This is a genomic window from Mycoplasmatota bacterium (genome assembly GCA_018394295.1).
Taxonomy (GTDB): domain Bacteria; phylum Bacillota_I; class Bacilli_A; order Haloplasmatales; family Haloplasmataceae; genus JAENYC01.
The window spans coordinates 2150318-2172486 of record CP074573.1 but is presented as its reverse complement, the minus strand read 5'-3'; the positions used below and the strand labels follow the sequence as shown (position 1 = coordinate 2172486).

Here is a 22169-nt window from a genome sequence, read left to right as displayed (position 1 = left end):
AGATAAAACAAGTTTAGCAACTAATGTAGGTATCAGGTAAACATTGTATTCCAATAAACTTACAAATATCCACTGTACAACAAAAATCAGTTGCTGTATAAACAGCGGTATCAAGTGTAGAACCTGTAAAAGTTAAAGTTAGAGCTCTTAATACTCCACAACAATTACGTATTGATTCAACCCTAAATACAGTATATTCAGTACCATCAATTGGATTAATAAAACTAAATTGAGTGCCATCAGTTAAGTAAAGATAAAATGGTCTTGTATTAAAAGTATTTTGTCCTGGAATATTACTACCTAACTCACATGCTTCACAATTTAAGCAACATGCTTCCTGGCAACATTTTTTTTGCATATAACAAATGTATTTTAATCTTTGACATAAACAACAAGCCTCGTTGTTATCTGGATGATGGTGATTAGGATTACAACAAGATTCTTCTACATCATTATTGTTTTTAATTTCAATAGACATATCATTTCCTCCTTTCATAATTAAAATATGATACAATATAATTTAAGTATAGACTTTCATAATTTTTAGGGGGATATATTTAAATAAATAGTGTGATACCTATGGATATTAATGTTATAAAGAAAAAATCTTCTTTCATCTGAAAGAAGATTTATTTATACAAAATATTAATAAAGATATTATAAGAAAAAATGTAATATAATTGAAAGTGAACCAACAATAGAACAATAGATAGAAAAATAACTAAGTTTTCCTTTTTTAATAATACCAATAAAAATATTCAAAGATATTAATGTGAATACAATTGATGTTAAAAAGGCTGTAATATACGGGATAATTAAATCAGGAGCCGTAGGTTCTTTAATGAAATGGACAATATCTAAGAGCATTGCCCCTAATGCAGCAGGAATAAAAAGTAAAAATGAGAATTTTAAGGCATTATCGATGTCTAATTTTCTTGATAAACTAGCTGAAACAGTAGATCCTGAACGGCTTATCCCTGGAATGATGGCAGCTGCTTGTACAATCCCAATAAATAATGCATCTTTCCAAGTCATATTCTCTTTTTCTTTATTTCCTTTAGACATGCGACTAATAAGATATAAAATAAGTGCTGTAACAAGTAAAGATATTCCAACAGTTAATAAATTCTTTAAACGACTTGCAATAAAATCTTGAAACAGAAAACCAATTAATCCAATAGGAAAAGTTGCTAAAACAAGTAACCAAACATATTTAAAATCGGTGTAGGTATTTTTCTCTCTATGAAATAAATATGAAAAGAAATTTTTGATTAATTCACAAATTGTTTTACGATAGAAATAAATAATCGCAATTAATGATCCAAAATGAAGTAAGATTTCAAATGTTAGATCATTTCCTTGTTCTAGATTAAATAATTCACTAAAAATAACTAAATGACCACTAGATGATATTGGTAACGTTTCTGTAATCCCTTGAACCGCTCCAAAAAAAATATATTTTAATAAAAGAATTAGTTTATCCAATGAAAAACACCCTTTCTTTTTGATATTTTAATTATAGCCAAATTTTGTATTAAAGAAAAGGTAAAAATAAAAAAAGATGATATCTTCTTGAAACATTCGTTTTTGGGATTCTATTTTTATTACCATATGTTATAATATAACTATCATATGATGTGGAGGTAACGATGAATATAGCTTTAATCGCTCATGATAAAAAGAAAGCAGAGATGGTTGGTTTAACAAAAAGGTTTGAAGAGGTTTTTATGCGACATGATTTATATTCAACAGGTACGACAGGATTGCATATTATGGGAGATACTAAATTACAGGTTAATCGGATGAAATCAGGTCCATTAGGTGGCGATCAACAAATAGGAGCTATGGTCGCTAATCATAAAATTGATATTGTTATATTTTTACGTGATCCATTAACAGCTCAGCCACATGAACCTGATGTTAGTGCATTATTACGATTATGTGATGTCTATAATGTAGCATTAGCAACCAATATGAACACAGCAGAAAAATTATTAGACAGTATTCAAGATGAGTATTAAGAAGATGTCAATTAATTTTTTATTACGTCTTGTTTAGAACAAAAAAAGCACTAAATAGTTTGTTTTAGTGCTTTTAGTATTTAGACTTTAAAGATACTAATTCCATCTAAACTAGTAAGGGCGTAAACTGCACTTCCAGCATTGTTTTTAACCCAAATTAGAAAATCATTTTCAACTCGTAGAAATACGCCTGTATCTGAATGACCACTTGCAGCAATCACATGGATTTGATCGCCTTCAACCAGTGAATCGAATACACCCATAATATCATCTCCCTAACTCACTATTATTATATGTATTTAAACAATTTTCGGGCATATTTATCATTTATTTAATAACTATCTCATAAAATAAAATAGACTCTGTATTTTTACAGAGTCTATTTTGTGACTAAGGGCATTTCTCTTGAAATGTCCTCTTATACTTTTGTGATGCTAATTGCATCTAAACTGGTTACTGCGATATATGTTGTTCCTGAAATATTCCTCGCCCAAACTAAAAAATTATCTTCAAGTCTTAAAAATATTCCTTGTTCACATATTCCTGATGGCGATTGAACTAATATTGCATCACCTTCTTGTAAACCATCTAATCGTCTTCTTCTTTTTTCAACTGGAGCAACTGGGTTAGCTATTGGTCGTGGACATATTAAGTTATTGTTAGGGAAAATATTCAATATATCACCTCCATCATTTGATGTTACTATATTAAATGCTTATACAAATTATATGGATGGGTTATTTGTAGTGATATTATAAAAATGTATTTATATACTTAAATAAATATCCTATATCTAATTAGAATTGTAAATTTTAATAGTTTATCATTTTTATGATATAATAAAAATAATGTTAAATTAATAAATTAAGTCTTGATATATTTTTAAAACACGTTAAAATAATTACAGGAGGAAAGTTCATGAAAAAAGCAAATTTAGTCAATTTATTGATTATCGCCATAATATTTATTTTATTTTACATAGTTAATTTATTTATTACACAAAATAATATTGATATTTATTATCATTTTAACTATTCGTATGGTTTTAAAATAAGTATCTTAATTATTTTTTATCTATTGTTTATGGTAGGTAGTGTGTTGTATGCTTCAAGACAAGTGTTTAATTTATATATTAGACATATTCGTAAAACTAAATTGATTTATTCGCGATATGCTTTAATTTTGACTTCATTGATTGTTAGTTATGTTTTCTTGTATTTTGCGGTAGATTACTATTATTATTTTGGTAGTATTCTTATACTTTATATGATTTATTTTATGAGTTTATTTTTATATGATAACTATTATATTAAAAAATCACAAGAAGCAAAAATTGTGGTTAACAATCAAGTGGTTGAAAACTTTCTCAATCTATTAGGTGGTAAAGAGAATATACTTTCTGTTTCGTATGAGTATAGTCGTCTAAAGGTTGAATTAAAAGATATTAAAGCAGTCGATTTAGAAAGCATGAAAAATTCTGGTGCAAAAGGTGCATTTATAGCTGGAAATAAACTTCAAGCTGTAATTGGTAGTAATGCTGAAGATTTAGAAAATGCGATTAAAGCATATTTAACACAAGTTTAATGGTTGTAAATGTTTCCAATTTGTTGTAAAATATAGTAAAATAACATAAAAGGGGAGAAACATCAATGGAAAAAAAATTTATCGTAACAGATGAAGCAGGTGTACATGCTCGTCCTGCTACTAAATTAGTAAATGCAGCTAGCAAATATGCAAGTGAACTAACACTTGAATATCAAGGACGTAAAGTGAACCTGAAATCTATTATGGGTGTTATGTCTTTAGGTATACGTCAAGGAGCTGAAATAAACATAATTGCTACAGGTGATGATGAAAGTGAAGCACTTGAAGCTATTGAACAAGAATTAAAGGCTCAAGGAATTTCTAAGTAATTTTAAACAGCTGACTTATGTCAGCTTTTTAATTGCGCTAAATTTATCTAATGTTGCATTTTAATAAAAAAGAAGTTATAATATATAAAGTTAAAATATAACCTCAAGGAGAGGATTAAAACATGAAAAAAATAGGTTTTATTGGATTAGGTGTAATGGGGATACCAATGGCTTTACATTTATTAGATAAATATAAAGCATTATATATTTATACACGAACTGAAAAAAAAGCTGAACCATTAATTGAAAAGGGAGCGACTTGGTGTCCGACGATTGGTGACTTAGCTCAAAATTGTGATTTGATTATAACCATTGTAGGATTACATACGGATGTCCAAGATGTTTATTTAGGAAAGAATGGATTAATAAATTCATGTAATCCGAATACAATATTGATTGATATGACAACCTCATCCCCTTCTTTAGCAAAAGAAATAGATCAAAAAGCACGAACTAAAAATATTCATGTATTGGACGCTCCTGTTTCAGGTGGAGACGTTGGTGCTCAAAATGCAACCTTATCAATTATGGTTGGTGGAGATGAAGATATTTTCATTGAATGTAAAGAAATATTTGATACATTAGGTAAAAATGTTGTTTATCAAGGTCATGCTGGAAGTGGACAACATACTAAAATGGTTAATCAAATTGTCATTGCAGGCAATATGATTGGTATGGTTGAGGCATTGGTTTACGCTAAACAAGCAAACTTGAACGTTGAAGCAGTGTTAAAAAGTATTTCTAAAGGTGCTGCAGGCAGTTGGCAACTTGATAATAATGCACCTAAAATTGTGAGCAAAGATTATAAACCAGGCTTCTTCATTAAACATTTTATTAAGGATATGCATCTAGCGCAAGATGAAGCTCGTAATGTTGCACTTGATTTACCAGGTCTGGATTTAGTTGAAAGTTTATATTCGAGTTTAATGGAAAATGGATATGGTAATCTGGGGACACAAGCAATTATAAAATATTATGAAGATGATACAATTTAATGATTATAAACCTATAAAAATGATTTTATAGGTTTTTTTTTATGACACACAACCCCATTACCCAATCAATACCACTTTTTTTTCATACTTTATTATATACTAGTATTCTAGATATGAGGTGATATATATGCCCCTAATTGGGATGTTTCATTATCGAGCAAAACCGGATAAGGTTTCTAGAGCCTATAACTATGCATCTGTTGCGAAGATGGAAGGAATAGAGTTTTTCTTCTTTTCATCAAAGGGTGTTAATTTGAAAACAAAAACCATATTGGGTTTAGCTTATGAAGATGGTAATTGGATAGAAAAAGAATATCCCTATCCAGATGTTGTAATGAATGTTGTTGGACCCAAAACAAAAAAACAAATAGAAATATATCAAGAGTTAAAGAAATTAATTCCATTTACAAGTTTTCCTGTCGGAACAAAATTATCAATATATAAAAGAATAGAAAAAGGGAAATTATTCGTAAAATATTTGTTGCCTTTTGCGAGAATAAAAAAACCAATTGATGCATTAATATTCCTTAATCATCATTCACAAGTCATTCTTAAACCCATAGACGGTAAACATGGGAATAATGTTTTATATATTGAAAAAGACAATGAAATGTTTATAGTAAAAGAAAAAGAAAAGATAAAAAAAATGAATCGTTTAGATTTACTTGATTATATAAGTGATTTATTAAAAGATAATAGGATCTTACTACAAAAATATGTTCTTTGTAGAAGAAAAACTGGTGATCCTTATGATATACGATTACATCTACAAAAAGATAAAGATGGAAAATGGTTGAATACCATTATTTATCCTAAGATTGGATTGAAAGGTAAAATAGCTACAAATTTGGATCAGGGTGGTCAAATCACTAGTATAGATAGTTTTTTATTTGAAGAATTTGAAGATGATTATTTTAATATAAAAAGGTATTTAGAATTATTTTCATTACAGTTTGCTAAACATTTTGAGTCTTTATACAATCATGAATTTGATGAACTAGGAATTGACATAGGAATAGATGAAAATAAGAAGATATGGATTTATGAAGTGAATTGGCGACCAGGACATCTTTATATCCAATCCATAACTGCATATAATGCGGTTATGTATGCATATCATATTGCGAATCAAAAAAGAGGAGGTTATAAGGATGAAAGAATTAAGATTAAATAAAATAAAAGAACTGCTAAATGTAACAACTCACAATGAAGATACTGTTATATATCATGTAGAAAATGATATTAAGAAAATAAAGGATGATACGCTAGTTTTTCATTTAAATAAAAAAGAGGAGTTAGATTTTAAGTTATTTAATAAATCAAAAAACTGTTTTATCGTAACAGATCAACCCATATTAAACAATAATAAAGAAAAAGTGTCATTCTTTTTACATGTATTAGATGTTAAAAAGGCTTATCAAAAGTTTATTGATTATTATCGTAAATTATTTAATTTACCTGTTATAGCAATAACAGGAACGTGTGGAAAAACAACAACAAAGGAAATCATTAAACAAATTTTAGAGAAAAAATCTACAGTTGCAGCTACAATTGGTAATAAAAATGCCCTTTCATTTGATTTAGGTTATCTATTAAGGATAGACGATAAAACAGATTATGGTGTTTTTGAAACAGCTATTTCTTATCCAGGAAATCTAATTTTTGGTTGTAATTTCTTTAAACCAACGATTGGAGTGATTACTAATATCGGGATTGACCATTTAAGTGGTTGTAAAACAGTAGATAATTATATTCGTACTAAAGGAGAAATGTTAGCTGGACTTAACTATCAAGGAACATTGATTATTAATCATGATGATGACAATATAAAAAAAATCGATATGTCTCCTTTTAAAGGAAAAATCATAACTTTTGGGATAGATAATGTTTCTGATTATCAAGCAGAAGCGATTGTCTACAAAGATAAAGGAATGACTTTTACATTAAAAACACGAGATAAGAAATATAAAGCTTATATACCTGGATATGGTAAACATAATGTTTATAACGCTTTAGCAGCATTAGCAGTTTTAGATGAGCTAGGAATCAATATAGAGGAAGCCATAGAAGATTTAGCTTCTATAACTTTTATTCGGTCACATTTAGCTTTTCATGAAGGAATCAACAAAAGTATTATTATTGATGATACTTGGAGTTCAAATCCAACATCTATGAAAGCAGCTTTTGAAGTAATACAGGAGTTGGGTAAAGATAAAGTTAAAATTGCTGTATTAGGTAAAATTTCTTATTTAGGTGATTATGCTTTAGAACAATATGAAAATATTGGGAAAATGATTGTAGATTATAAGTTTGATATTTTAATTACCTTAGATATATTTTCTAAACAGATTGCAAAAAGTGCAGCCAATCATCATATGAAAAATAGTCGTATCCTATATTGTAAAACTATTGAAGATTTAAAAAGTACTTTAGAATCTTTGCTTGATTCGAATACAATGGTTCTTTTTAAAGTTTCCATAAAAAATAAAGAAGTTACGACATTAATCCATGATATTATAAATGAGTAAACAAATAAAAGAAGGCAAAGCCTTCTTTTATTTGTTATTAATTAATATTTATAAAACACAGCGTATCTTTCGTAATTTAAAACAGGTCTGAATCTTTCTTTAAAAAAGGCTAATCCCTTACTACCTAAATCACTACCTACATTAATGTACTTTACTTGAGGGTTTATTTCATGGATTTTTTTAATCACTTCTATCGTTAATTTTTCTGATATTCCATGATAATCTTTGATAAACTTTGTGACGCATCCCCACGCTTGTCCCGTTGGTAAAATCTCTACTGTTGTCATACCGATAATTTTTCCATCTAGTTCAAAAACAATGATGATATGATTTAATTCTTTATAATGACTAATGATTGGTTCAAAATAAAAACCATCTATGATACGTCGATATTTTCCTCCTGATGTATTTTCCCAACCTTCTCCTAATTCCATAATGGATTGAAAATCATCAGGTTGATAGTTTCTAATAACCAAATTAGGATACATTCGGTTAAATTTATTGATTTTGTTTCGTACTTTACTAAAGTCTTTTCCACTTAAGTCAAGTAATTTATCGATTGAATAATGTCGCTCTAAGCCTGTTAACCTCTCTTCTCGAAAATAATGTTCGAATCGTTGTGAGGTTTTAAGAAAGTCTAATTGAATTGAATTAATCGGGTTGATTGTTGATTTGTTAAAATAACGACTTTGTTGATTCCATTCAAAACATAATTTCGCGCATTTTAATAAAACATCCACAAGATGTTCTACATCAGCTTTTCCAAAAGGTAAACAGGGTAAATATAACCTTCCTTTATGAGAGAGAATAAAGGTCACTAACAGACCATCTATCATCGCTTTAAAGATGTTAACTTTGGTTGAATTGGTATGTGCCCATAAATAAGTAAAATTAGAAGACCACACACTTGCTTCATAAGTTGTTTCTTGAATGTATTTTTCGTATATTTCTTTATCTTTTAATTCTATTTCTTTCATATTCCATAACTGATACTTCGGATGGTTTTTTAACTTTTTTAACCATACATTCATATAATTCACCTTCTTTTAAACAATACTTAATTTATTTTTATAATATGTTACACCAGTTGATTTTGAATAAGATAGCTATCATGTGCATTTATTTTTAAACATTCATATTGATTATATCGTTTAATTTTATCATGTCTTAATCATACTTCATTTTAATACCCATACAATAATGTTTTCTTTTCATATACTATAATAAAGTTTATTTTATACCAAGAATAGTTGACATTATTAAGAAGGTGAGCAGTAAATGAAAATATTGGAATTAAATAAATTATGTGAGGTGTTAAGAATAACTCCTGTTCCTGTAACACCTATAAAGATTAAACGCGTTGTGACATCAGTTAATGATATTGATAACAACACCCTTGTTTTTCATTTAAATAAAAAATTAACTATAAATGTGAAAAAATTTGAACAATTACAACATTGTTATATTGTGACTGATCAACCCCTTTTAAAAAATAATCTCTATCTAAAAGAAAAATTTCTTTTTGTTTTAGATATTGATAGAACTTACGAACAGTTTATCAAGTATTATCGTAGTCTTTTTTCAATTAAAACAATTGCGGTGACAGGTACTTGTGGGAAAACAACCACAAAGGAAATGATTAAACAAGTTTTAGCGAAAGAATATCATATCACAGGGACTGTACTAAGTAAAAATTCACTTAGGTTTAATCATGATTACTTAATGGATATCGATGATACCAAAACATATGGTGTTTATGAAACAGCTTTAACGGAACCAGGTGAGATTATTTATAGTGCTAAATTTTTTAAACCATCGATTGGTGTAATCACAAATATTGGGATTGATCATTTAAGTGGTTGTAAAACATTAGATAACTACATTCGAGCTAAGGGTGAAATGATTTCAGCACTTAAAAATAAAGGAACTTTAATTATTAATGGTGATGATGAAAATATAAAAAAAATAGATTTTAGCACATATAAAGGGAAACTAAAAACTTTTGGAATTAAACATAAATCAGATTATACTGCTTCGAAAATCCGGTTTGAGCATGACAAGATGTGTTTTACACTATACCATAAAAAAGAAAAATATAAAGTGAGTATCCCTTGTTTAGGAGAACACAATGTGTATAATGCTTTGAGTGCTTTAGCTGTCTTAGATATATTAGGAATGCCACTTAAAAAAGCAATAACTCATATCGCTTCATTCAAGCCCATTAAATCACATTTCGAAATACATAAAGGGTTAAATGATAGTGTTATTATTGATGATACCTGGAGTTCTAATCCTACTTCTATAAAGGCAGCATTCAAAACATTTAACTATAGAGGTAACACTAAAGTTGTTGTGTTAGGGAATATTTCTTACCTGGGCCATTTTGCATCAGAACAATGTAAGGAAATTGGAAAAATGATAGTTGATTATGAGATTGATTATCTAGTCACAATCGATCAGTTTTCTAAACAAATAGGAGATGAAGCGATATTGAATGGAATGGATGAAAAAAATATTTTTCACTGCCACAATGAAGATGAAATTAAGATGGTTTTATCACGTTTGTTGAAACCAAATGTTAGGGTCCTATTTAAAACTTCAATGTTAGATAATAAAATGAAAAATATCATTAAGCATTTAATTAAAGACGATAGGTAAGGGAGGGATAAACATATGAAAACAATCATTTTTATAGGTACGCAAAAATCAGGTTCAAGTCGTGAAGCAATTAAAGCAGCACAGGATCTTGGGTTTTTCACTGTTCTTTTTACAAACAAAAAAAAGAATATGGTCCAACGGGAAGAGTTTATGGATGTTCATATAATGAGGTATTGTGACTTAAATGATGTAGAAGCAATGAAAACGATGATTAAACAATTAGAATTAAAAGCTTTTGATATCAAAGCAATCGTTAGTTTTGTTGATTCATATATCTACACTGCATGTCGCTTAGCTGAAGAATATGCTGTGAATCATTTTACAACGAATGCGATTTATCAGATGGAAAATAAAGTATTATCAAGAGAACTGATGAAGCATTCGACTTACAGTCCTCAATTTAAGGTTTTAGAACACGACATGCCCTATACAAAAGATGAAATTACTAAAATACTTCCGTGTATTGTAAAATCACCCCAATCTACAGGATCAAAAGACGTTTATAAAATAAAAAATTATGATCAATATAAACAACAAGTAAAAAATTTAAGAAAAAAATATCCCAAACAAAAAATATTAATTGAAGAATATTTAGAAGGACCGCAATATTTAGTAGAAGTCTTAGTTATTAGAGGTTTGATTCACATTATAGGTATTGTTGAACAAGATATTAGTTTAATCAATCATCATTTTATTGTGACAGGTTATAATTTAGTTATAAACCCATCAGTATCATTATACCAACCATTAAAAAGGGCTATTTCTGATATCATTTATTTACATGGTATGAAAAATGGCGCTTGTCACCTTGAATTAAGATATGTAAATGGAATATGGAAGCTAATTGAAATTAATCCACGCATCTCAGGTGGAGGGATGAATCAATTAATTAAAGCAGGCTATGGGATTGATTTGACGAAAGAAACATTAAAATTGGCATTGAATCAATATGTAGATATTAAACCCAAATATAAAAAGCATGCTTATATTCAATATATCACGGTTCCAAAGGCAGGTACCATCGAAACGGTGACAGGCAAAAAAAGGGCAATGCAGAAAAAAGGGGTTATAAAAGTATATATTAAACCACGAAAAGGGAATATTGTATGTCTACCAAAATCTATGGGAAATCGTTATGCTTATGTTTTGGCTACAGGAGAAAATAAAGAAAAGGCAATCCAAAATGCGAAAAGTGCGATTAAAGAAATACATTTTAAAATTCGATCCTAGTATTTTATTTAAAAAAAAATAGCGGATAGCTGCTATTTTTTTCATGATATTTATTTAATTTAAGGTAAACTCAACTCAGTTCTTCGCTTATCATGATTTTAAAAAATTAATAAACATAAGGTCTACCATAATAATAACTGTAAGGTGAACCAACTACTCCTTGATAAGTATTATAAGTATATGGGTAGGGATAAGGGTAAGGGTAAGGAACTGGGTATGGATAAGGATAAGGGGTAGGGTAAGGATAACAGCATCTTCGTTTATATCCAAAACCTCCTGCCCAGAATGGAGCTGTAATAGCGATTCCTGCTAAAAATGGTAAAAAGCGCCCTTCATTATCAACTCCTTGAACTTCATTATATGGGATTGCTCGATAAGGTACTGGAGAAAATTGATTTCTATACATTTTTAACCTCCTAATATCATATTTATATCATTAGTCTATGTTTTCTATGACATTTTGCATAGGAATAGTACCTATTTCGACGAAAAAAAATTTACTTTGACAAGTTTTTTTTGTATAATAGTATTATTAATTAAAAATTTGAAAATAGAGGGTTTAATATGAAGTATTTATTTGCAGTGAATCCTGTTTCGGGAAAAAATAAAGCAAAAGCGAAAATGAATCAATTAGCGATTTTATTAAGAGATAATAATATTGATTTTATGACTTATGAAACACAACCTTATCAATATGCAAATGATTTAAAAAGTATAATCTTAGAAAATAACATCACACATGTATTTGCAGTTGGTGGGGATGGAACAGCACATGAAGTTTTAAATGCGATTGTTGGACTTGATGTCTTTTTTGGTGTGATTCCATTTGGTTCAGGAAATGATTTCGCACGTGTATTAAGGTTACCTAAGAAAATTGATAAAGTTTTTAATATGATAGAAAAGAATCAACATGTAGTGATTGATGTTGGACAGGTTAAAGGTCGTTATTTTTTAAATTACATTAGTTTTGGTTTTGACGTTGCTATTTTAAAACAATCAGTAAAATTTAAACGATTTTTACATGGTGGATTAGCCTATTTATGTGCTGTTATATCAACATTGATTACTTATAAATGTGAATATTATAAAATTAATGATGAAGAAAAGCGGTTGTATCTATCAACTATCCATAATGGAAAGTTTTATGGGGGAGGGATGAAAATAAATCCTTTCTCAGAAATCAATGATGGTATTTTAGATTTATGTACTGTAAAAAAAATGAATCGATTTAAATTATTATTATTATTTCCATCTGTATTTTCAGGGAAGCATTTTAAATTTAAGAAACTAGTTAAATTTGAAAGCAAACGACATTTCTTAATTGAAACAAATGAGGACTCTGTTGTTTGTGGAATTGATGGAGAACTATATGAATTTGACTCGCCAATTGAAGTGAAAATTATTCCTAAAAGTGTGAAAATGATCAGGTATTAATTTTAAAACAACTAATTTTAGTTGTTTTTTTTTATGTTTATAAAAAATGACATACATACACAAGCAATATACGGTTTTAAACGTATTCTATTAATAAGATGATTTGTAATGCAAATTGTAAATTTGTAATGCAGGAGGTGAGTCATATTAGCGATTATTCTGTTTCTGAAGTGAAAGATATTATAGATGGAGAAATCACTTATTGGCCAGAAGGGGTTAAAATTAATGGTTTTATGAAATCAGGTTACTCATTTAAAGAAGGAAGTTTGTATTTTTTAACTCAAAAGATTCATGATGAGGACTATTTAATTAGTCATTTATCAAAATATAAAATAGCTGGGGTTGTTGTTGAAGAAAATACAAAGATAGATTCATCTAAATGGCAGAAAGCATCTATTGGTATTATTAAAGTTTACGATTTGTACCAAGCTTTTTATCAAATGGTGAAATTTGTACGAGAAGCAGTAGAGATACCTATGATTGAAATTATAGGTACTATCGGTAAAACGACCATAAAAGAAATGATGAAGAGTATATTACAAGAAGAGTTAATTTGTTTAACTAATCGTTCGCAGTATAACGATATTTCAAAGATGAGTTATTATTTATTTAAATTGGAATCAAAACATCAAGCTTGTATTTTAGAAACAAAAATAAAACAGAAAGGATTACTCCCTTTTATATCAGATATTATAGAGCCAACAATTTATGTTGTGACTCAGATTGAACATAGTCAAATGCATATGTATAGAGACTTAAAAGATAATATAAAAGAAAATCAAGTATTAATAATCGATAGTGACAATACAACTTGCCCACTAGATAAAGTAAAAGGTAAAGTTTACCGTTATGGTCTACAAAGTGATGCGGATATTTACGCTACTGATATCAGATATCAAGATGGAAAAACGATGTTTAAGGCGCATTTAGATCAAGTTGAGTTAAACTGTTGTATTAATACATTTGGTCAATATCAAGTTAAAAATGCATTGTGCGCAATATTAGTAGGATTATTATGTGGGTTGTCAAATGAATCTATCATTAAAGGATTAGGTAATTATCAACAATTAAAAGGACATAGCGAATGTATAAAAGGAATTAATAATTCGCTTATTATTAATGATCAGTATGGTTCTAATATTTTAAGCGTTAAAGGTTTACTTGATGAAGTCTCAAAAATATATACTAGTAAACCAATCATTTTAATTTTAGGTGATTTAGACAAAACAGTTAACAAGAATGAGAAATATCAAAAAATAATTCACCAAGAAATGGGTAGGTATACTAAAACAATACATTATTCTTATTTAGTCGCAATTGGTCAATATGCTGATGAAGTAATTAAAGGTGCATTAAAAACTGGTGCGAAAAAGCCATTATTATATTCTTTTAGAACCATTGATGAGTGTATTCCATATATAAAAAACTTCATTCTAAACGATAGTGTTGTTATTTTAAAGACTTATTATCATAATCTTGATATTAAAAAAATGTTATTTAAAATGATTGAGAGACCATAAGGTCTCTTTTGTTTTTGTATGAAATCATTAACTTTAAGAGACTAATTTTCATTATTAATTCTGATAACAAGATAAAAGTCATTTTCAATTTTATTGAAATACCATAAAATAATATAGCTTACTTTACTTCATTATAGAAAAGCATTCTGGTAATATGTCAAGGATATTACTGAAATAAAAAGAACTCTCTTATTTATACAATAGTATATTGAAATAAATTACTAGATATATAATTTTTAAAAATTGAGTATTCAGTCAAATTGTCTATCCCTTTGTTGGAATAGAGTTGATTTTTACGCTGCATAGCAAAGATCATTCAAATGAATTTACGTGGTATTAGTGCGAGAGCTATTTTAAGTTTATGGGTTTTTACTTTCATTATATATAGTTCTTTCTAGTGTTATTAGTAGCTTCCATAACGTAACCTCTTAGATAAGGATTACCACTGTGTGATATTTATTTTGCTTGTGAAATTAACTGACTGTTTAGAGTTCCAAGTTAAACTAAATGTTAAAATAGGATTATCGACTAGTTGTTCAGTACTAAATTGGTTATTATTAGTTTTGTTTTTAGTAGTTTATTTCATGAATAATCAAGATCACAATATCACATTAGTTCATAAACAAACATCAATCCCAATAAGCAAGGTAGAAGTTAATTGCTTCGTAGAAAATCCCATCTTTCATCTTGAAATCAAGATTTAACGTTAATCAAAGTGTAGACCTAATCACTTGAACTAACTTCTGTCTCGCACACTAAACCTTCAATCCCTAAATGTATTATCTAATGCTGCTAAGACATTTATGGTGATGTAAAATCTGTTTAATAAGTTTATGATTCAAGTGTCATGATGAAAGTTTAAAAATCCTTAACAAAATTCTTTGTTTCGCTCGGGGATTTAGCATTGAACTTTACCAAATATTTATACAAATATTGTAACATCAGGTCTACACATTTGAAAAATTTTAATGGCAACTAGCCATTGAAAATAAAGAAAATACTTGTAAGAAATACCTTGCAAATATTATTATCTGAGGAGGGATATCGTGATTATTATTGGTATGTTGCATCATCGTAAGGATCCAGGGAAAGTGAGAAAATCCTATTCATATGCAGTTGTTGCGAAAGCGGAAGGTGCAGAATTACTGTATTTTTCTCCTAAAGCAGTTGACTTTAAGAAAAGAAGAATTTATGGATATTTTTATCGTGAAGGAAAGTGGGAAAGGGTAGAAAGTAGATTTCCAGATGTTATTTACAATACAGGAAGTCCAGAGAAATTTAAACAATCTGATTCAATCATTAGGCAATTAAAAGAAATAATTCCATTTACAACCCATTCTATTGGAAATAAAATATCAGTCTATAATCGACTGAAAGAAGATGGGACATTTTCACATTATCTTATTCCTACGCATATTATTTACTCGTTAAATCATTTTATAAAACACTTAGAAATGTATCATAATTTGGTTATAAAACCAGTGAATGGACATAAAGGACAGGATATAACTTTCATTGAACCAAAAGAAGAAAAGTATTATCTTCACTCTGAAGATGAAGAAACTCTCTTAAACAAAGATGAACTTCTTGACTATGTTTCTAAGAAATTGAAAGAAGAAAAGTATTTAATACAACCATATATAAATTGTAAAACCAAAACTGGTAATGCCTATGATTTTAGACTTCATACGCAAAAGAATGGGGAAGGTAAATGGGTGATAACCGCTATTTATCCTCGAATTAGTCCACCAGGCAGTATAGTATCTAATATTAGTAATGGTGGTTCGACTAATTATTTAGTACCTTTTCTTAAACAAGAATATGGTGAAAAATATTATGATATTAAGCAATATCTTGAACATTTTAGTATTAAACTATCGAAAAAAATGGATGAGCTACAACTAAAATTTTTCAATGAAACAATTGATGAATTGGGTATAGATGCTGGGTTAGATGATATGAATAAAATTTGGATTTTTGAAGTGAATTGGCGTCCTGGATGTCCTCCAACTTTTTATTTAGAATTAGATGTTGTTAAAAACACGATCAATTATGCGATTTATTTAGCTAAGAATCAACGTGTAAACAGGTGATAAAATGAAATCAATCATATTTATAGGTACACAAAAATCTGGTTCTAGTAGAGAAGCCATAAAAGCAGCTAGACGATTAGGTTATAAAACAGTATTATTGACAAGTAGAATTAACCAAATTCGTAACCAAGAAGCCTATCCAGATGTGTCACAAATGGTGTTCTGTAACGTCACAGATTACGTTGATTTAAAAAGAAATATTAGTGAACTTCAAGAAAATGGTTTAGAAATTGAAACAATAATTTCTTTTGTCGATTCCTATGTATATATCGCTAGTTTATTAGCTGATGAATTTGGTGTAGGATGTTTTACAAGTGATGCGATATTTAAAATGCATGATAAACTATTATCTCGCGAATGTATAAAACAAACACCTTATGTACCTTGGTATAAAATATTAAAAGATAATTATTATGAATCAGTTGATGAGATTTATCATAGGTTACCACTAATTTTAAAAAAGCCAAATTCAACGGGGTCTAAGGATGTTTATTTAGTCAATAGCGTAAGCGAGTATTTAGATAGACTAGAAAGATTATCAAATGGATATCATGATCAGGTGATTGTTGAACAATATATTAAAGGACCACAGTTTTTAGTTGAATCACTAGTAGAAAATAAAGAAATCAAAATTGTTGCGATTATTCAACAAGAGATTTATATATATAGTGGGCATTCGATTGTAACAGGGTATCAGTTAAAGCTTGATTTAGATAGTGAATTTGAACAATCTTTAAGAGAAGCGGTGACTGAAATTGTTATGTGTCACGGAATGAAAAATGGGGCATGTCATTTAGAAATGCGTTATGTGAACAATCAGTGGAAACTAATTGAAATTAATCCGAGAATTTCTGGTGTTGCGATGAATGAATTTATATTTTATGGATTAGGAATCAATTTAGCAGAACAAACGCTTAATTTAGCATTGAAAAAGCCACTTCAGCTGACTCCAAAATATGAAATGTATACAAATGCACAATATCTTATCAGTTTATTATCGGGTAAATTACTGAAGGTAACTGGGAGAAATGAAGCATTAAATAAATTCGGTGTAATTAAGGTGTTTATCAAACCACAGAGGGGTTCTACGATATATACACCAACATCAATGGGGTATCGATACGCATATGTTATCGCAAATGGTCAAGATGAACATCAAGCAAAAATTAATGCGAAAATAGCTGCAAGTAAAATAAAATTTCATATATTAAGAGAATAAGATTAAAAACTACCGAGTAGGGTAGTTTTTAATCTTTTATGTACAACTAGTAATAAATGTGTTAGGGGAACTATTAGCTGTATAAGGCGAAACAGTACTAAATGTATTGGTACCATCACTAGCGTTAATCGGCCATATTAGGATCTAGTATTAATTATTGCGATAATGGTGACATTATAGGTTAGATTCGGACCATTGTTAATTGATCCTTGGATAACACCAATTAAAGTTGCCGTGTTGTTACTATAGGTAAGTGAAATTCTACGTCCCTGAGTAAATTGAAAAATTGTTCCATTACTTGCCTTAAACTGAAAATTGAGGTTATCGATATTTGGATTACAAGCTTGATTAATCGATGTACCACATTCTTCAACAAAAATATTTAGATTACCCATCAAAATCGAATTATTAAAATTTATCGTAGCAGGAGACTGATTTTTTTCTGAAGTTTAATTTTACTTTACAAGTACACTCGATTGTTGGACTTGTTACTTCATTTCCACCAAGGGTTGTTCTCCCTTGTATTGTATAAGTACCGCTAGCTCCTGGTAAAAGTGTAAGCCTTGCAGTACAGTTACCTGAATTATCTGTTGTGGATGGATTAGGAATATCCACAACATCGTTAGCAGGTGTGATATCAAAAAATACAAGAGCTCCAGTAACTGGATTACCATCACAGGTAAGTGTGGTTGGTAAATTTAAAGTTAAAGTAGGATTTCTACAGGTGATGCATTCAACTGTTGTTGTGATGTTGTTTGTAATGATTTTACCATCAATAATTACTGTTCCAGTAATAATAACGGATGTAGGGGGTGTTTGTGGTGGAATGATTAGGGTTATAGAAAATACACCATTTATATCTGTAACTGGCGTTGGATTAGAGAAAAGGATAATGTTAGAGTTGCTTGATAAATTAACAGTAATTCCTGTTAACCCCAGTCCAGCACAAGTCACTTTTCCTGATAGTTCCACAGTGCAGCTAATTGTTCCTGGATTATTGATTGAAATAGTAGGGGTACATGGGAAACAACAGGATACTGAAATAATGTGACTACAATCGATGATGATATTTCCATCAGTAGTTCTCCTATAGATACAATTATTTATGATGGAATTAAAAATTAAAATTATTTCCGTTTGATCATGTAAATGTATTGAAACAATAGTACCGCTTTCTATATCTTTGAATGAATCTCACAAACTATTTTTATTATCTTTCAATCATAGAACTCCTTTCATAAAGAGATTCATTATTAGTATATGTTGAAAAAACAAGAGGGAATAAAAAGCATAATAACATAAGGGATAAATAGTTAATTAATCATATTGATAAGTAATAATGAATATGATTTATTAACTAATTGAATAGAAAAGAGGGATAAATTGGATGCAACTAATTTAATTGATTATATAAAAAAACAAAAGAAAAGAACAACTGTTAAAGTGTATTGTAGCGGGCGCTTTGATGCTTTAGTTATACCAAAGGATATAAAAGGTTTTGCATGTAGCCAATTTGTGATATTGATTGGAGAATATGAAGAGGTTCAAAAGTTTATTAATAGTCATCAACAATTTATTGATGACTATTATATTGAATATAATCATCATCATACAGCTATCCCATTATTAAAATATTATGAAACGAATGCAAGAATTGAACCAGGTGCTATCATACGTGAGAATGTAACGATTTGTGACCAAGCGGTAATTTTAATGGGGGCTGTGATTAATATTGGTGCTTATATTGGAGAAAAGACGATGATTGATATGAATGCGGTGATTGGTTCTAGAGCACATATTGGACGGAATTGTCATATTAGTGCAGGCGCTGTAATCGCTGGTGTAATAGAGCCTGTTTCAGCTAAAGGGGTTATTATTGAAGACAATGTGATTGTAGGAGCTAATTCAGTGGTCTTAGAAGGGGTTCATATTCATAAAAATGCAGTGATAGGGGCAGGGTGTGTTGTGTGCGATGATGTTTTAGAAAACGCAGTTTATGTAGGAAATAAAGCGAAGTTTTTAAAATATCGAGATGAGCTAACAAATAAAAAAACGATTATATCTGATGATTTAAGATAGAAGTAGTTTCTTAGATTTATTATGAAATAATCAAATATTAATTAGATGCATTTTTAAACATTAATTGAACAAAATATATTTGTATAAAAATATAGGAGGTTTACAATGGAAGATAATAATAAATTATTTGTGATAGAAGCTAAAGTTGGAGAGCCAGCACCACTTTTTGAAATGGATGCACTGATGCCAAATGGTGAAGGATTAGATCGTTTTGGAACCGTTGATATGGAAAATATTATTGCTGAAGGTAAATGGATAGTACTTTATTTTTATCCTTTAGATTTTACTTTTGTCTGTCCAACAGAAATTAGAAGATTTAATGAAATATATCCAAAATTTAAAGAATTAGGTGCTGAGGTAATTGCGGTTTCAACAGATAGTCTGTTCTCTCATTTAGCATGGCAAGACCAAGAATTGGGTGTTTTACAACATCCTCATGCATCTGATAAAGCACATTATGTTTCAGAAGCTTATGGTGTATTAGATGATGAAAAAGGAATATCATGGCGTGGGACATTTATTATTGCACCAAATGGTATTTTAAAACATATGTCAATTAATCATGGTGAAGGCGGACGAAATGTTGAGGAAGTATTGCGTACATTAGAGGTGTTTAAAAATGAGATTGAGGGTAAATTAGTTCCATGTGGATGGCAACCAGGTACGGATTTTCTCAAAAAATAATGATAATAAAAACCGAGCAGAACTGCTTGGTTTTTTTGATTTATGGTTGTATTTTGGAATTTTTTTGTTGTATAATAAGAGTAGGACTAAGGAGGTTTTTTTGGTGAGAAAATTTTTAAAAACAGAAATTGATTTAATATATGAACAACTTCAACCAAACGAAGAAGTATTATGGCGTGGAAAACCTAAACTAATGCCCAATGTAGCGTTTATGACAACTGTTTTTCTATTATTTTTAGCTAATATAATGTTGATTGTTTTACGCTATTTGAAACTGAATGAATATTTTAGTATTTTTGCTTTTTTTAGAGATTGGTTTCTATTATTTTTAGTTTTAACCGCATTTGGAACTTTTTTATTTTTATTATTCTATGCAAATAGATATTATAAAAAAATGATGAATATCTTTTATGTGATCACCAATACCCGTTTAGTTATATTTGATAGTGAAAAAGAAAAAATTATTTTTTCTAAACTGTATCCTACAGTTAAATTATTGCGACTAAAAAACACAATTTTTGATTCAGGGACAATTATTTTTGATATTGATATTGTAGATGATCGAGTGATTGAAATTGGATTTAACAATATTGATGATGCTGATGAAGTGATTAATATTATTAAACATCAATTACATCATATGAGAAATAAAGGATAGAGGACAATCTTAATAGGATATGTCCTTTTTATTTTATAAAAAGTTATCAATGGTAATGTTATAAGATATTTTACAAATTAATGGGATATTATCCATTTATTAATTAAAATAACATAGTTTAAATGTATGTTGTAGAAAAGCTTTCTTTTTTGGCGTGAAGTGTAAGTGTTAAATAGGCATAACTGTATAATTTATGAGATATTCTTCTAGTGTCAAGTTCTTTTGATGAATAATGGTGGCTGCTTTTGTTCCAACATATCGTAAATGCCAAGGCTCATAATGATAACCATGAGTGTTTTCTTTATCTTTTGGATAACGGATAATAAATCCATAACGATGGGCATTATTTTTAACATATTGTCCTTCTTTTGTATTAGCGAATCTTTGAACAAGTTGAAAATCAACTTCTTTGCAGGTTATATCAACTGCTAACCCAGTTTGATGTTCACTATGACCAGCTCTAGCACTAAAGAAATCAGCATTTCCAATTGTGAGTTTATAATGATGATATATTTTTTCTTGTTTTTCATAGGAGCGGTAACCATTTGATAAATATAAATATAAATTTTCTTTTTCAGCCGCTTCAAATAATGTTTTTAAAGCAAGATAAGCTGACTTTTTCAGTCTGTTACGACTAAAATCGTTTTTAATAATCATATTAATATCTTTTGTATAGACTAAGTCAGATGGAACATAGTCTTTTTTTAAAGCGTAGTTTTTATTGACTAAGGTTAATGTATTATTTAAATTAATCGCATCTCTTGTTTTTTTATAAAATTGACTCATCATGTATGGATGGTGTTTTATATTTAGTGCTGCTTGATGGGTGACGTATTTTGTTGTTCTAATTTTTTCATAATCTTCTATATCATCAAAAATAAAGGTCCTATATTTAAGATATGAAAATAAGACTTCACGAGAAATTTGTTTATTGATGATTTCTTCAAGTTGAATTTTTGACATAAATGTCTGTAAAATTTTTAAATCAGACGATTGATAACCTAGTTTTTCAAATTCATCATAATGGACGTACTTAATATGAAGTGTAGATGGTGGATTTATTATGCTTTCTCTCATAATTAAAACCATCGTAGTAAATATTAAAATGAGGATTATTTTTAATACACGGTTCATGTT

The 22169-nt window shown here is 28.9% G+C and carries 25 protein-coding genes; 17 read left to right on the top strand and 8 right to left on the bottom strand.

The window, feature by feature from the left end; genetic code table 11:
• Positions 1-13: 13 nt before the first annotated feature.
• Positions 14-478, bottom strand: a complete 465-nt coding sequence (locus KHQ81_10005; GenBank protein QVK17219.1) for a hypothetical protein — start codon at positions 476-478, stop codon at positions 14-16.
• Between the two features lie 179 nt (positions 479-657).
• The gene (locus KHQ81_10000) at positions 658-1485 is read right to left on the bottom strand and encodes a UDP pyrophosphate phosphatase (protein ID QVK17218.1); all 828 of its coding nucleotides are present in this window, start codon (positions 1483-1485) and stop codon (positions 658-660) included.
• A 164-nt stretch (positions 1486-1649) separates the two neighbouring features.
• Here KHQ81_10000 and mgsA point away from each other — a divergent pair, with 164 nt between their 5' ends.
• Positions 1650-2021, top strand: a complete 372-nt coding sequence (mgsA, locus tag KHQ81_09995) for a methylglyoxal synthase (GenBank protein QVK17217.1) — start codon at positions 1650-1652, stop codon at positions 2019-2021.
• An 80-nt stretch (positions 2022-2101) separates the two neighbouring features.
• On the opposite strand, the gene KHQ81_09990 is transcribed toward mgsA, so the two are convergent.
• Positions 2102-2284 carry a hypothetical protein gene (locus KHQ81_09990; GenBank protein QVK17216.1) on the bottom strand — a complete coding sequence of 61 codons (183 nt, stop codon included), beginning with the start codon at positions 2282-2284 and terminating at the stop codon, positions 2102-2104.
• A 155-nt stretch (positions 2285-2439) separates the two neighbouring features.
• A complete protein-coding gene (locus KHQ81_09985) occupies positions 2440-2655 on the bottom strand; it encodes a hypothetical protein (protein ID QVK19614.1) in 216 nt (71 codons plus the stop codon).
• A gap of 284 nt (positions 2656-2939) precedes the next feature.
• Between KHQ81_09985 and KHQ81_09980 the strand changes: the two genes are divergently transcribed.
• The 5 genes from KHQ81_09980 (at position 2940) to KHQ81_09960 (ending at position 7457) form a co-directional block, all read left to right on the top strand.
• Positions 2940-3605 (top strand): PTS transporter subunit EIIB, encoded by a 666-nt coding sequence (locus KHQ81_09980; GenBank protein QVK17215.1) that lies wholly within the window; start codon positions 2940-2942, stop codon positions 3603-3605.
• 65 nt (positions 3606-3670) lie between these two features.
• Positions 3671-3934 (top strand): phosphocarrier protein HPr, encoded by a 264-nt coding sequence (locus KHQ81_09975; protein ID QVK17214.1) that lies wholly within the window; start codon positions 3671-3673, stop codon positions 3932-3934.
• 122 nt (positions 3935-4056) lie between these two features.
• A complete protein-coding gene (locus KHQ81_09970; protein QVK17213.1) occupies positions 4057-4929 on the top strand; it encodes an NAD(P)-dependent oxidoreductase in 873 nt (290 codons plus the stop codon).
• A 127-nt stretch (positions 4930-5056) separates the two neighbouring features.
• Positions 5057-6103, top strand: coding sequence for a YheC/YheD family protein (locus KHQ81_09965; GenBank protein QVK17212.1), 1047 nt, complete (start codon positions 5057-5059; stop codon positions 6101-6103).
• Positions 6081-7457: a UDP-N-acetylmuramoyl-tripeptide--D-alanyl-D-alanine ligase gene (locus KHQ81_09960; protein ID QVK17211.1), complete on the top strand. Its 1377-nt coding sequence runs from the start codon at positions 6081-6083 to the stop codon at positions 7455-7457. The genes KHQ81_09965 and KHQ81_09960 overlap by 23 nt, the downstream gene beginning before the upstream one ends.
• 41 nt (positions 7458-7498) lie before the next feature.
• Here KHQ81_09960 and KHQ81_09955 read toward each other — a convergent pair whose 3' ends face one another.
• Positions 7499-8488, bottom strand: a complete 990-nt coding sequence (locus KHQ81_09955) for a DUF2156 domain-containing protein (GenBank protein QVK17210.1) — start codon at positions 8486-8488, stop codon at positions 7499-7501.
• A 247-nt stretch (positions 8489-8735) separates the two neighbouring features.
• Between KHQ81_09955 and KHQ81_09950 the strand changes: the two genes are divergently transcribed.
• Positions 8736-10115, top strand: coding sequence for a UDP-N-acetylmuramoyl-tripeptide--D-alanyl-D-alanine ligase (locus KHQ81_09950; protein ID QVK17209.1), 1380 nt, complete (start codon positions 8736-8738; stop codon positions 10113-10115).
• Positions 10116-10130: 15 nt separating this feature from the next.
• Positions 10131-11345, top strand: a complete 1215-nt coding sequence (locus KHQ81_09945) for an ATP-grasp domain-containing protein (protein ID QVK17208.1) — start codon at positions 10131-10133, stop codon at positions 11343-11345.
• Between the two features lie 106 nt (positions 11346-11451).
• Here KHQ81_09945 and KHQ81_09940 read toward each other — a convergent pair whose 3' ends face one another.
• Complete coding sequence (locus KHQ81_09940) at positions 11452-11751, bottom strand: hypothetical protein (GenBank protein ID QVK17207.1); 300 nt, start codon at positions 11749-11751, stop codon at positions 11452-11454.
• A gap of 158 nt (positions 11752-11909) precedes the next feature.
• Between KHQ81_09940 and KHQ81_09935 the strand changes: the two genes are divergently transcribed.
• The 5 genes from KHQ81_09935 (at position 11910) to KHQ81_09915 (ending at position 17611) form a co-directional block, all read left to right on the top strand.
• Positions 11910-12779, top strand: a complete 870-nt coding sequence (locus tag KHQ81_09935; GenBank protein QVK17206.1) for a diacylglycerol kinase family lipid kinase — start codon at positions 11910-11912, stop codon at positions 12777-12779.
• A 137-nt stretch (positions 12780-12916) separates the two neighbouring features.
• Positions 12917-14299 carry a hypothetical protein gene (locus KHQ81_09930; protein ID QVK17205.1) on the top strand — a complete coding sequence of 461 codons (1383 nt, stop codon included), beginning with the start codon at positions 12917-12919 and terminating at the stop codon, positions 14297-14299.
• Between the two features lie 449 nt (positions 14300-14748).
• Positions 14749-15003 (top strand): hypothetical protein, encoded by a 255-nt coding sequence (locus tag KHQ81_09925; GenBank protein ID QVK17204.1) that lies wholly within the window; start codon positions 14749-14751, stop codon positions 15001-15003.
• Positions 15004-15345: 342 nt separating this feature from the next.
• Positions 15346-16392, top strand: coding sequence for a YheC/YheD family protein (locus KHQ81_09920; GenBank protein QVK17203.1), 1047 nt, complete (start codon positions 15346-15348; stop codon positions 16390-16392).
• A 4-nt stretch (positions 16393-16396) separates the two neighbouring features.
• Positions 16397-17611: an ATP-grasp domain-containing protein gene (locus KHQ81_09915; protein ID QVK17202.1), complete on the top strand. Its 1215-nt coding sequence runs from the start codon at positions 16397-16399 to the stop codon at positions 17609-17611.
• 137 nt (positions 17612-17748) lie between these two features.
• Here KHQ81_09915 and KHQ81_09910 read toward each other — a convergent pair whose 3' ends face one another.
• On the bottom strand, positions 17749-18006 hold the full coding sequence (locus KHQ81_09910; protein ID QVK17201.1) for a hypothetical protein: 258 nt from the start codon (positions 18004-18006) through the stop codon (positions 17749-17751).
• 197 nt (positions 18007-18203) lie between these two features.
• Between KHQ81_09910 and KHQ81_09905 the strand changes: the two genes are divergently transcribed.
• From KHQ81_09905 to KHQ81_09890, 4 genes are all read left to right on the top strand, one after another.
• On the top strand, positions 18204-18662 hold the full coding sequence (locus KHQ81_09905) for a hypothetical protein (GenBank protein QVK17200.1): 459 nt from the start codon (positions 18204-18206) through the stop codon (positions 18660-18662).
• A 332-nt stretch (positions 18663-18994) separates the two neighbouring features.
• Positions 18995-19690 (top strand): 2,3,4,5-tetrahydropyridine-2,6-dicarboxylate N-acetyltransferase, encoded by a 696-nt coding sequence (gene dapD, locus KHQ81_09900; protein ID QVK17199.1) that lies wholly within the window; start codon positions 18995-18997, stop codon positions 19688-19690.
• 129 nt (positions 19691-19819) lie between these two features.
• Positions 19820-20374 carry a peroxiredoxin gene (locus tag KHQ81_09895; GenBank protein ID QVK19613.1) on the top strand — a complete coding sequence of 185 codons (555 nt, stop codon included), beginning with the start codon at positions 19820-19822 and terminating at the stop codon, positions 20372-20374.
• A gap of 103 nt (positions 20375-20477) precedes the next feature.
• Positions 20478-21032 (top strand): hypothetical protein, encoded by a 555-nt coding sequence (locus KHQ81_09890; GenBank protein ID QVK17198.1) that lies wholly within the window; start codon positions 20478-20480, stop codon positions 21030-21032.
• Positions 21033-21200: 168 nt separating this feature from the next.
• Here KHQ81_09890 and KHQ81_09885 read toward each other — a convergent pair whose 3' ends face one another.
• A complete protein-coding gene (locus tag KHQ81_09885; GenBank protein QVK17197.1) occupies positions 21201-22166 on the bottom strand; it encodes a M15 family metallopeptidase in 966 nt (321 codons plus the stop codon).
• Positions 22167-22169 lie beyond the last annotated feature (3 nt).